The organism is Nocardioides pollutisoli (assembly GCF_040045055.1).
Classification (GTDB): Bacteria; Actinomycetota; Actinomycetes; order Propionibacteriales; family Nocardioidaceae; genus Nocardioides; species Nocardioides tweenelious.
The window spans coordinates 1,322,378-1,333,747 of record NZ_JBDZDU010000001.1 but is presented as its reverse complement, the minus strand read 5'-3'; the positions used below and the strand labels follow the sequence as shown (position 1 = coordinate 1,333,747).

General features: G+C 71.2%; 10 protein-coding genes, 2 tRNA genes and 1 other RNA gene. 8 read left to right on the top strand and 5 right to left on the bottom strand.

The window, feature by feature from the left end; all coding sequences use genetic code 11:
• Positions 1–23: 23 nt before the first annotated feature.
• Positions 24–111: transfer RNA gene (locus tag ABLE68_RS06560), tRNA-Ser, on the bottom strand.
• A 115-nt stretch (positions 112–226) separates the two neighbouring features.
• Between ABLE68_RS06560 and ffs the strand changes: the two genes are divergently transcribed.
• The 7 genes from ffs (at position 227) to ABLE68_RS06525 (ending at position 6,574) form a co-directional block, all read left to right on the top strand.
• An RNA gene (ffs, locus tag ABLE68_RS06555) (signal recognition particle sRNA small type) lies at positions 227–317 on the top strand.
• A 194-nt stretch (positions 318–511) separates the two neighbouring features.
• Positions 512–2,563 (top strand): DNA polymerase III subunit gamma and tau, encoded by a 2,052-nt coding sequence (locus tag ABLE68_RS06550; RefSeq protein WP_348870510.1) that lies wholly within the window; start codon positions 512–514, stop codon positions 2,561–2,563.
• 43 nt (positions 2,564–2,606) lie between these two features.
• Positions 2,607–2,978: a YbaB/EbfC family nucleoid-associated protein gene (locus ABLE68_RS06545; protein WP_348870509.1), complete on the top strand. Its 372-nt coding sequence runs from the start codon at positions 2,607–2,609 to the stop codon at positions 2,976–2,978.
• 15 nt (positions 2,979–2,993) lie between these two features.
• Positions 2,994–3,593, top strand: coding sequence for a recombination mediator RecR (gene recR, locus ABLE68_RS06540; RefSeq protein WP_348870508.1), 600 nt, complete (start codon positions 2,994–2,996; stop codon positions 3,591–3,593).
• The gene (locus tag ABLE68_RS06535) at positions 3,586–4,206 is read left to right on the top strand and encodes a DUF5063 domain-containing protein (RefSeq protein WP_348870507.1); all 621 of its coding nucleotides are present in this window, start codon (positions 3,586–3,588) and stop codon (positions 4,204–4,206) included. Before recR ends, ABLE68_RS06535 begins: the two co-directional genes overlap by 8 nt.
• Positions 4,207–4,247: 41 nt before the next feature.
• On the top strand, positions 4,248–5,522 hold the full coding sequence (locus ABLE68_RS06530; RefSeq protein WP_348870506.1) for an aspartate kinase: 1,275 nt from the start codon (positions 4,248–4,250) through the stop codon (positions 5,520–5,522).
• A 2-nt stretch (positions 5,523–5,524) separates the two neighbouring features.
• The gene (locus ABLE68_RS06525) at positions 5,525–6,574 is read left to right on the top strand and encodes an aspartate-semialdehyde dehydrogenase (protein ID WP_348870505.1); all 1,050 of its coding nucleotides are present in this window, start codon (positions 5,525–5,527) and stop codon (positions 6,572–6,574) included.
• A 12-nt stretch (positions 6,575–6,586) separates the two neighbouring features.
• Here ABLE68_RS06525 and ABLE68_RS06520 read toward each other — a convergent pair whose 3' ends face one another.
• The 3 genes from ABLE68_RS06520 to ABLE68_RS06510 all read right to left on the bottom strand — a co-directional run bounded on the left by ABLE68_RS06520 (position 6,587) and on the right by ABLE68_RS06510 (position 8,440).
• Positions 6,587–7,285, bottom strand: a complete 699-nt coding sequence (locus ABLE68_RS06520) for a hypothetical protein (protein WP_348870504.1) — start codon at positions 7,283–7,285, stop codon at positions 6,587–6,589.
• Between the two features lie 78 nt (positions 7,286–7,363).
• A tRNA-Pro gene (locus ABLE68_RS06515) sits at positions 7,364–7,437 on the bottom strand.
• A 64-nt stretch (positions 7,438–7,501) separates the two neighbouring features.
• Positions 7,502–8,440 (bottom strand): metallophosphoesterase, encoded by a 939-nt coding sequence (locus ABLE68_RS06510; RefSeq protein WP_348870503.1) that lies wholly within the window; start codon positions 8,438–8,440, stop codon positions 7,502–7,504.
• A 26-nt stretch (positions 8,441–8,466) separates the two neighbouring features.
• Between ABLE68_RS06510 and ABLE68_RS06505 the strand changes: the two genes are divergently transcribed.
• Positions 8,467–8,925, top strand: a complete 459-nt coding sequence (locus tag ABLE68_RS06505; protein WP_348870502.1) for a GatB/YqeY domain-containing protein — start codon at positions 8,467–8,469, stop codon at positions 8,923–8,925.
• 7 nt (positions 8,926–8,932) lie between these two features.
• Here the strand turns inward: ABLE68_RS06505 and ABLE68_RS06500 are convergent, their stop codons facing one another.
• Positions 8,933–11,320: a transglycosylase domain-containing protein gene (locus tag ABLE68_RS06500; protein ID WP_348870501.1), complete on the bottom strand. Its 2,388-nt coding sequence runs from the start codon at positions 11,318–11,320 to the stop codon at positions 8,933–8,935.
• Positions 11,321–11,370 lie beyond the last annotated feature (50 nt).

The window sequence follows — 11,370 nt, the reverse complement described above, 5'->3', positions numbered from 1 at the left end:
ACCAGGGTGCGACGCCGTTCGAGTGGCGGAGGATAGGGGATTCGAACCCCTGAGGGCGTTAACCCAACCCGCTTTCCAAGCGAGCGCCATAGGCCACTAGGCGAATCCTCCGCGGAGGAGCGTACCTGTCGGGTGACGAGGGGGTGAAATCGCCCTGACCCTCGCCCGGGCGACAGGGAACGGGGCCGTCTTGGTGTGGTCCGGGGCGCTCACCTAGACTCTGGCCAACCCCCCGTGTGGCGATATCTTGCCGAACTCCCCCAGGGCCGGAAGGCAGCAAGGGTAAGCGAGCTCTGTCGGGTGCGCGGGGGGCCTTTTCACGCCCCGAGCTCCGAGCCCGCGAGGAGCTCGATCCGGGGCGGGAGGTCGAGTGGCGTCGGCGGACGCCGAAGGCGACCGCGACGCGTATCGAGACCCAGGTGGTCTCGATACGCCCGCTCGTTCCTCGCGGGCCACTCGACCAGCGAGTGCGCCGCTACCCACTGTCGGGAGCGGTGGTTAGGGTTCAGGCGTGGAGTCACCCCTCGCGTTGTACCGCCGCTACCGGCCGGAGACCTTCGCCGAGGTCATCGGCCAGGATCACGTCACCGAGCCCCTACGGGCCGCGCTCGCCAACAACCGGGTCAACCACGCCTATCTCTTCTCCGGTCCTCGCGGCTGCGGCAAGACCACCTCGGCGCGGATCCTGGCCCGGGCGCTCAACTGCGAGCAGGCGCCGATCGCCGACCCGTGCGGCGAGTGCGACAGCTGCAAGGACCTCGCGCGCGGCGGCCCGGGATCGATCGACGTGATCGAGATCGACGCGGCCTCGCACGGCGGCGTCGACGACGCCCGCGACCTGCGCGAGAAGGCGTTCTTCGCGCCGGTGCGCAGCCGCTACAAGGTCTACATCATCGACGAGGCCCACATGGTCACGACGCAGGGCTTCAACGCCCTGCTCAAGCTGGTCGAGGAGCCCCCGCCGCACCTGCGCTTCATCTTCGCCACGACCGAGCCCGACAAGGTGCTGCCGACGATCCGGTCGCGCACCCACCACTACCCGTTCCGGCTGATCCCGCCGCGGCTGCTCTCGTCGTACCTCTCCGAGCTGTGCGAGAAGGAAGGCGTCACCATCGACGCCGCCGCGCTGCCGCTGGTCGTCCGGGCCGGTGCGGGCTCGGCCCGCGACACCCTCTCGGTCCTCGACCAGCTGCTGGGCGGTGCGGGCTCGGCGGGGGTGACCTACGAGCTGGCCACCGGACTGCTCGGCTACACCCCCGACACGCTGCTCGACGACGTCGTCGACGCCTTCGCGGCCGGTGACGGCGCGGCCGTCTTCGGGGTCGTCGACAAGGTCATCGAGACCGGCCAGGACCCGCGCCGCTTCACCGAGGACCTCCTGCGCCGGCTGCGCGACCTGGTGATCGTGGCCGCGGTCCCCGACGCCCCGGCGACCGGCCTGATCGACGTCTCCGAGGACCAGGGTGAGCGCCTCGTCGCCCAGGCCGCCCGCTTCGGGTCGGCCGAGCTCAGCCGGGCCGCCGACATCGTCGCGACCGGGCTCACCGAGATGCGTGGCGCGACCGCTCCCCGGCTGCTCCTCGAGCTCCTCTGCGCCCGGGTGCTGCTGCCGGGCGCCGACCACGCGACCGACGGCGTGCTCGCCCGCCTCGACCGGCTCGAGAAGCGGCTCACCATCACCGGGGTCCCGACCCCGGTCGCCGCGGCCCCCAGTGCGCCCGCCCAGGACCGCCCCGCACCCGTCCCGAGCCGGACCGAGGCGCCCGACCCCGCCGCCGCGCGGCCCGAGCCCGCCCCGGCGCCGACGCCCGCTCCTGTTCCCGGGCCGGTCGCCGCCGAGCCGACCCCCGAGCCGACCCCCGAGCCGACACCGGTGCCGGTGGCCGAGCCCGTCGAGGCCCCCGTGGCCGAGTCGCGGCCCGCCCCGCCCGAGCCTGCCCCGGCGGCACCCGCGCCCGCCGGTGGGCTGACCCTGGTCGACGTACGCCGGCTGTGGCCCGACATCGTCGACGCCACCAAGCTCCGCCGCCGTCTCGCGTGGATGCACCTCACCCAGAACTGCCAGGTCGTCTCGGTCGACGCGAAGACCCTCACCCTGGGCTTCGCCAACGCCGGTGCCCGTGACTCCTTCATCTCCGGTGGCTGCGACGACGTGCTGCGCCAGGCGGCGATCGACGTGGTCGGCGCCGACTGGAAGATCGACACGATCGTCGACCCCAGCGCCAAGGCGGAGGGGACGCCGACGGTGGTGAAGTCCGCGACCGCCCCGGATCCCGCACCCGAGGCACCGTCGATGGCACCCGAGCCCGCACCCGAGGCCGCGCCCGCCCCCGAGCCCGAGCAGCGTGCGAGCGATCCGGATGCCGTGGCAGCGGCTCGTGACGCGATCCAGCAGACCCGGTCGGCCGACCAGGGCCGGGCGGAGAGCACCCCCGCGTGGGCCGAGGCCGACGCCGACGCCCACCCCGACGACCTCGACGCCGACCACCAGGGCATCAGCACCACCGAGCTGCTCCAGCGCGAGCTCGGCGCCCAGATGATCGAGGAGATCAAGCACCAGTGACCACCCCACCCAGCAACGTACGCACCAACCGAGAGGCGAACCGATGACCCAGAACCCCTTCGAGGGCCTCGGCGACGGGGGCTTCGACATGAACGCCCTGCTCCAGCAGGCCCAGCAGATGCAGGAACAGCTGCAGAACGCCCAGGCGCGCCTCACCGAGACCGTGGTCGACGGCACCGTCGCCGGCGGCGCCGTGACCGCCAAGGTCAACGGCGTCGGCGAGCTGGTCGGTGTCGAGATCAAGGCCGGCGGCTTCGACGGCAGCGACCCCGACGACCTGGCCGACCTCGGCGACATGATCGTCGCCGCCTACCGCGACGCGAAGGCCCAGGCCGACGCGCTCGCGAGCGAGGCCCTCGGCCCGCTCGCCGGTGGCGGCGCGATGCCGGGCGCGCCCGGCCAAATCGGTTTCTAGGCAGGACGACCCCACTTGTACGAAGGCATCGTCCAGGACCTGATCGACGAGCTCGGCCGGTTGCCGGGCGTCGGTCCCAAGAGCGCGCAGCGGATCGCGTTCCACCTGCTGCAGGCCGACCCCACCGACGTACGCCGCCTCGCCGACGTGCTCATCGAGGTCAAGGCCAAGGTGAAGTTCTGCAGCATCTGCTTCAACGTGTCCGAGGACGACCAGTGCCGGATCTGCCGGGACCCGCGACGCGACCCGGCTGTGCTCTGCGTGGTGGAGGAGTACAAGGACGTCGTCGCGATCGAGCGCACGCGTGAGTTCCGCGGCCGCTACCACGTCCTCGGCGGCGCGATCTCGCCGATCGACGGCATCGGGCCCGACCAGCTGCGCATCCGCGAGCTGATGGTCCGACTGGCCGACGGCACCATCACCGAGGTGATCCTCGCGACCGATCCCAACCTCGAGGGTGAGGCGACGGCGACATATCTCACCCGGATGCTCAAGCCGATCGGCTTGCGTGTGACGCGTTTGGCGAGTGGACTGCCTGTAGGTGGCGATCTGGAGTATGCCGACGAGGTGACCCTGGGCCGCGCGTTCGCAGGAAGGCGATCAGCAGATGACTGACACGACCCCGTCCGTGACGGAGCCCGAGTTCCTCGACCCCGAGACGGAGGAGTTCGCGCAGCAGATCGCCGACCAGGTCGAGAGCTTCCTGCTCGCGCTGCAGGCCATCGCCCGCGAGGCCGACGGAGGCCGCGCCATCTCGCTGCTGCTGCTCGAGATCAGCCAGGTGCTGCTCGCCGGTGCCCGGCTCGGGGCTCAGCGCGACTTCACCCCGATCGCGGAGTACCAGCCCGACGTCGGCCCCGAGCCCGACATCGACGAGATGCGGCTCCGGCTCGCCGCGATGCTCGACAGCGTCGACACCTACGGTTTCGTCTTCGACCCCTACGTGCCCGAGGTGGTCGAGAGCCAGCTCTCCGACGACCTCACCAGCATCGCGACCGACCTCGAGAACGGCCTGCGCCACTACCGCCTCGGCAACGTCTTCGAGGCGCTGTGGTGGTGGCAGTTCTCCTACGTCTCCTCGTGGGGCAACCTCGCCGGCGCCGCGCTCAACGCGCTGCTCTCGATCGTCGCCCACGACCGCCTCGACGCCGACACCCCCATCGAGGAGGAGGAGCTGCTCGCCGTCGCCGATGAGATGCTCGAATCCGAGGATCTCTCGCCCCGGTAAACTCAGCATCGAGAGCAACCTCGAGCAACAAGGGATCTACCGTGGGCATTGTCGTGCAGAAGTACGGCGGATCGTCGGTCGCCGACGCAGCCGGCATCAAGCGCGTCGCGCAGCGGATCGTCAACACGCGCAAGGCGGGCAACGACGTGGTCGTCGTGGTCTCGGCCATGGGCGACCACACCGACGACCTCCGCGACCTCGCCGAGCAGGTGACGCCGCTGCCGCCGCCGCGCGAGCTCGACATGCTGCTCACCGCGGGCGAGCGGATCTCGATGGCGCTGGTCGCGATGGCGATCGCGGCGCTCGGGCACAAGGCGCAGTCCTTCACCGGTTCGCAGGCGGGCGTCATCACCGACTCCGCCCACGGCAAGGCGAAGATCATCGACATCACCCCGGGTCGGATCGAGGCCGCGATTGCCGACGGCGCGATCGCGATCGTCGCCGGCTTCCAGGGCGTCTCGCAGGACACCAAGGACGTCACCACGCTCGGTCGCGGCGCCTCCGACACGACCGCGGTGGCCCTGGCCGCAGCGCTCGGCGCCGAGGTCTGCGAGATCTACAGCGACGTCGACGGCGTCTTCACCGCTGACCCCCGGATCGTCCCGGCCGCGCGCAAGCTCGACACCATCTCCACCGAGGAGATGCTCGAGATGGCCGCCTCGGGCGCCAAGATCCTCCACCTGCGGTGCGTCGAGTACGCCCGCCGCTACAACATGCCGATCCACGTGCGCTCCTCCTTCTCCCAGAAGGAAGGCACCTGGGTCATCCCGGACAGCAAGTCAGGAGACGAGGACATGGAGCAGGCGATCATCGCCGGCGTCGCCCACGACCGGAGCGAGGCCAAGATCACCGTCGTCGGCGTCCCCGACAAGGTCGGCGAGGCGGCCCGCATCTTCGAGGCGCTCGCCGCCACCGAGGTCAACATCGACATGGTCGTGCAGAACGTCTCGGCCGCCGCGACCGCCCTCACCGACATCTCCTTCACGCTGCCCCGCGCCGACGGCCAGGCGGCGATGGGTGCCCTGGCGCGCATCCAGGACGAGGTCGGCTACGACAAGCTGCTCTACGACGACCAGATCGGCAAGGTCTCGCTGATCGGCGCCGGCATGCGCTCCCACCCGGGCATCACGGCCAAGTTCTTCGCGTCGCTCGCCTCCGCCGGCGTCAACATCGAGATGATCTCCACCTCGGAGATCCGGATCTCGGTGATCGTGGCCGAGTCGCAGGTCGACGAGGCCGTCCGCGCGACCCACACGGCGTTCGACCTGGACTCCACCGAGGTCGAGGCGGTCGTGTACGGCGGGACGGGCCGATAACCATGGGCATCAACCTCGGCGTCGTCGGCGCCACTGGACAGGTCGGCGTCGCCATGCGCCAGATCCTCGAGGAGCGTGGCTTCCCGGTCGACCAGGTCCGCTTCTTCGCCTCCGCGCGCTCCGCGGGCAAGGTGCTGCCCTTCCAGGGCCGCGACGTCGTCGTCGAGGACGCCGACACCGCCGACCCGGCAGGTCTCGACATCGCGCTCTTCTCCGCGGGCGCGACCACGTCGCGCGCGCTGGTCCCGAAGTTCGTCGAGGCCGGGGTGATCGTCGTCGACAACTCCAGCGCGTTCCGCAAGGACCCCGCCATCCCGCTGGTCGTCTCGGAGGTCAACCCCGAGGCGCTGCTCGAGGTGATCGAGGCCGGGCGCGGCATCATCGCCAACCCCAACTGCACCACCATGGCCGCGATGCCGGTCCTCAAGGTGCTCCACGACGAGGCCGGGCTGGTCCGGCTGATCGCGTCGACCTACCAGGCCGTCTCCGGCTCCGGCGTCGCCGGCGTCGAGGAGCTGGCCGGCCAGGTCGCCGCGGCCGGTGACAAGGCCACCGAGCTCGCCTACGACGGCACCGCGGTCACGTTCCCCGACCCGGTGAAGTACGAGCGGACCATCGCCTACAACGTGCTCCCGATGGCGGGCTCGATCGTCGACGACGGCCTCCACGAGACCGACGAGGAGCAGAAGCTCCGCAACGAGTCCCGCAAGATCCTCGGCATCCCCGATCTCCCGGTCTCCGGCATCTGCGTGCGCGTCCCGGTCTTCACCGGGCACTCGCTGGCGATCAACGCGGAGTTCGAGCGCCCGCTGACCCCCGCCCGGGCCACCGAGCTGCTCGCGGACGCCCCGGGCGTCGAGCTGTCCGACATCCCCAACCCGCTGCAGGCCGCGGGCCAGGACCCGTCGTACGTCGGCCGGATCCGTCAGGACGAGGGCGTCGACGGCGACCGCGGCCTGGCGCTCTTCATCTCCAACGACAACCTGCGCAAGGGTGCGGCGCTCAACACCGTGCAGATTGCGGAGCTGGTCGCGGCGGGTCTGCGCAGGTAGCAGACGCGCAGCTCAGCGGCTGGCCGGCTCGATGAAGGTCCGGGTCACCCAGTGAGCGAGGGCGTACGTCGCCGCGCAGACGATCGGGATGACCGCGACCATCGCCGGGTCGGTGAGTGAGTTGACGAAGAACAGCAGCGCGATCACCGAGGCCAGACCGACCGCGAGGAAGCTGGTGCTGCCCGGCTCGGGCACGCGCGCGACCCGGAGCAGCAGTCCGCCGAGGACCACCGCGAGGACCAGGATCACGATCAGCATCGGGTAGCCCGTCCTGCCGCAGGACGACGTGCCCTGGATGGCCGAGCAGGCCTGCAGGGACGCCCAGGTGAGCCCGACCATGCCGAGGCCGACCACGATGCCGGTGACGACGACGGCGAGCATGCCGCCGGGGCGGCGGAGCTTGATCGAGCGCGGGGGAGAGTCGACCACCGGCACAGGCGCAGGTGCAGGGGGCGGAGCCGGCTCGGTCGCGACGGCCGTCTCGGCCTCGTCGACGTACAAGGGCCGGGTCTCCGCGAGCTCCGGCGCGGGGGCCGGTGGCGCGGGTGCGGGAGGAGGAGCCGGGGTTTCCTCGGCTACGGGTGCCTCGGGAAGGGGCTCTGGCGTCGGCGCGGGTGCCGGCTCGGGAGCGGTCGCCTTCTGCTTGCGACGCCAGCCCAGCTTCGGGAGCTCGAGCGACGGCCCGGTGCTCTCCTGATCCCCATCCACCATGTCCGGAGTCTGCCACGCGCGTCGGTCGGGGAAACAGAAAGAGGCCCGGATCCGTGCTGGATCCGAGCCTCTGATCTGTCGGGCTGACAGGATTTGAACCTGCGGCCTCTTCGTCCCGAACGAAGCGCGCTACCAAGCTGCGCCACAGCCCGATCGGCCCACCGGAGCAGGCCGGGGGCAACCATACCCGAGCACCTCGGGCGTCCTGAAATCGGATCAGCCGTCGGTCGCGACGAGGGTCAGCAGCGTCGCCTCCGGCTTGCACGCGACCCGGATCCGGGCGTAGGGGCTGGTGCCGATGCCGGCCGAGACGTGGAGCCACGAGGACCCCGGGTCACCGGGCCGCGAGGCCGCCGGATGCCGGTGCAGCCCCTTGGCCCGAGCCGGCTCCAGGTCGCAGTTGGTGGTGAGTGCCCCGACGAACGGCAGGCAGACCTGGCCCCCGTGGGTGTGGCCGGCGAGCACGGCGTCGTACCCGTCGGCGGCGAACTGGTCGAGGACCCGCAGGTACGGCGCGTGCGCGACCCCGAGCCGCAGGTCGGCGGTGGCGTCGGCCGGACCGGACACCTCGTCGAGCCGGTCGTAGCCCAGGTGCGGGTCGTCGACGCCTGCGAGGGCGATCCGGATCCCGCGCACCTCGAGCGTCCCGCGGGTGTTCGTCAGGTCGAGCCAGCCCGCGCCGGTGAGGTCGCGGCGGAGGTCGCGCCAGGGGAGCTGCGGCACGTCGGTGTGGCGCTTCCCGTCGTCGGGCAGCAGGTAGCGGAAGGGGTTGCGCAGGGTCGGCTCGAAGTAGTCGTTCGACCCGAGGACGAACGCACCCGGGACGTCCAGCAGGCCGGCCAGCGAGTCGACCACGGCCGGCACGGCGTCGCGGTGGGCGAGGTTGTCGCCGGTGTCGATGACCAGGTCGGGAGCGAGGTCGGCCAGCCCGGCCAGCCACTCCCGCTTGCGCGTCTGTCCCGGTGTCAGGTGGATGTCGCTGAGGTGGAGCACGCGGAGCTCCGGTGCCCCGGTCGGCAGCACGGGCACCCGCACGCGCCGCAGCGTGTAGGCACGCGCCTCGACCATGGCGTACGCCGTGAGCCCGACGCCGCCGACCGCTCCGGCGCCGACGACGCCCAGCGCGCTACGGCGTACGGCGGCGGGGAGGGTCACGGCGCCAAGGCTGCCACAATGGCGACATGAGCCAGCTGAAGGACCGTCTCCGCGCCGACCTCACCACGTCGATCAAGGCCCGTGACGAGGTGCGCTCCTCGACGCTGCGGATGGTGCTCACCGCCATCACCAACGCCGAGGTCGCCGGCAAGGAGGCCCGCGAGCTCAGCGACGACGACATCATCGGCGTCCTGTCGACCGAGGCCAAGAAGCGCCGCGAGGCCGCGACCGCCTTCGCCGACGGCGGCCGCGCCGAGATGGCCGCCAAGGAGACCGCCGAGGCGGCCGTGATCGCCGACTACCTCCCCGCGCAGCTCAGCAGCGAGGAGATCTCCGACCTGGTCACCGCCGTGATCGCCCAGGTCGGCGCCGCCGGCGAGGGCATGAAGGCCATGGGCAAGGTGATGGGCGTGGTGACCCCGCAGGTCAAGGGTCGTGCCGACGGCGGTGCCGTCGCTGCGGAGGTACGCCGCCAGCTCGGGTGACCCGGGGTCAGTGGCCCCGGCCGCCGCCGTTGCCCGGGCCGCCGCCCCCGTTGCCGCCACTGTTCCCGCCGCCCTGCCGCGGCGGAGGCGGCGTGTAGCCGGTGGACTCGTAGACGAGGATCGGGGTGTCGACCGGGACGGTCTCGCCGCCGGACGGCGACGTGTAGGCCACGGTGCCGGCCGGGCTCGACGACGAGGTGCTGCCGGCCCGGACGCCGCGGAAGCCGGCCGCCTGGAGCGTCTCGATCGCGGTGTCGATGCTCATGCCCGAGGTGCTCGGGACCAGCGTCGGCACACCGGTCGGCGTGGTGCTCGTCGGGTCGACGAAGTCGATGTCGTCGAAGTTGCCCTCGATCGCCTGCATCGCGGCCGCCCACATCGGGCCGGCGAAGCCCGAGCCGGAGACGGACGAGATGTAGTTGCCACCGATGGTCTGACCGGCCAGCGGGATCGGCCGGTTGCCGACCTTGCTGGCGCCGGCGATCATCGCGGCGGTCGCGAGCTGCGGGGTGTAGCCGACGTACCAGACCGACTTGCCGTCCTGGGTTGTGCCGGTCTTGGCCGCGGACGGCACCGGGAGGCCCGTGCCGCCGAGGTCGTAGCCGAAGCCGCCCGGCTCCTGCACGCCGCGCAGGACGTAGTTGACGGAGTCGGCGGTGTTCTGCGGCATCACCTGCGAGCAGGTGGCGGGGTACTCCTTGATCGTGGCCCCGGTCGGGTCGTCGATCGCTGTCACCGGGCGGGAGTCGCAGTGCTTGCCCCGCGCCGCGAACGTCGCGTAGGCCTCGGCCATCTCGAGCGGGCTGGCGTTGGGGGTGCCGAGCGTGAAGGTGACCACGCGCTCGGCGCCGTTGCCCTGGGAGTCGCCGGTGGGGTCGTCGAGCTCGACGCCCATCTTCTTGGCGAGGCGGAACGGGTCGCACACGCCGGTCGCGCGCTCGAGCAGGGCGAAGTAGGTGTTGACCGACTCGCGGGTGCCGCGGACGGCGTCCATCGTGCCCGAGCTGGTCGACGAACTGACGTCCCACTCGCCGGCGAAGCTCGGTGCTCCCTCGCAGTTGGCGAACTCGTCCTGCGGCAGGACCATCGACTGCGGCGCGTTGAACGTCGTGGTCAGCGGGAGCCCGTCGGTCACCGCGGTCGCCAGCACGAACGGCTTGAACGTCGAGCCGGCCTGGAAGCCCGCGGAGTCGCCGTACTTCGTCGGGACGGTGTAGTTGAGGTAGGTCTGGCCGTCGGCCTCGTCGTTGCCCATCGGCCGCGACTGGGCCAGCGCGCGGACCTCACCGGTGCCGGGCTCGACCATCGCGAGCGCACCGACCGCCTGGTCGGTGCGGTTGACGTGGCTCGAGACCGCGGCGTCGGCGGCCTTCTGGTCGGTCATGTCGACGGTCGTGTGGATCGTCAGACCGCCCGACTTGAGCAGCCGCTTGCGCTCCCCGACGGTCTTGCCGAGGGACGGGTCGTGGAGCAGGTAGTTGGTGACGTAGTCGCAGAAGAACGGCGCCGTGGAGTAGAGACAACCGTTCTTGGCCGGGATCACGTGGAGGCCGAGGCCCTCGCGCTTGGTCTTCGCGGCCTTCTGGTGGGAGATGACGTCGAGCTGGGCCATCCGGTCGAGCACGACGTTGCGGCGCTCGATGGCCCGGTCGGGCGAGTTCGTCGGGTCGTAGCCGGTGGGGTTCTTGACCAGCCCCGCGAGCACCGCGGACTGACGCAGGTTGAGCTTGCTCGCGTTGACGTTGAAGTAGTGGCGGGCGGCCGACTGGATGCCGTAGGTGCCGTCGCCGAAGTAGGCGATGTTGAGGTAGCGCTCGAGGATCCAGTCCTTCGAGTGGTGCTGCTCGAAGGCGATGGCGTAGCGGAGCTCGTTGAGCTTGCGCTGGTAGGTGTCGGCGGTCGCTGCCTTGCGCTCGGCCTTGGTGTCGGCCTGCTGGACCAGGGTCAGCTTGACCATCTGCTGGGTGATCGACGAGCCACCCTGGACGGTTCCGCTGCTCGCCTGGTTGGTGACCAGGGCGCGGAGCGTGCCACGCAGGTCGAGGGCGCCGTGCTCGTAGAAGCGCGAGTCCTCGATCGCGACGATCGCCTTGACCATGGTCCGCGAGATCTGGTCGAGGGTGACGTTGACGCGGTTCTCGTCGAAGAGCGTCGCGATGACGTTGCCGTCGGAGTCGAGCATCCGCGTCTTCTGCGGGAGCGGGTCGGTCTCGAGCTCCGCGGGGAGGTTGTCCATGGCCTTCGCGACGTTGTTGGCGCCGACGCCGAGCACGCCGGTGAACGGGATCACGAGGCCGGCGACGAGGACGCCCATCACCGCGGCCACTGCCACCATGACGACGAGGTGGGAGAAGACGCGGCTGGCAGACAGACGCTCATCGCGCGGGACGGACATGCGCCCAGGATACGGGACCGGTCGTAGCAGGTCCCATTCGTCGGCATGGC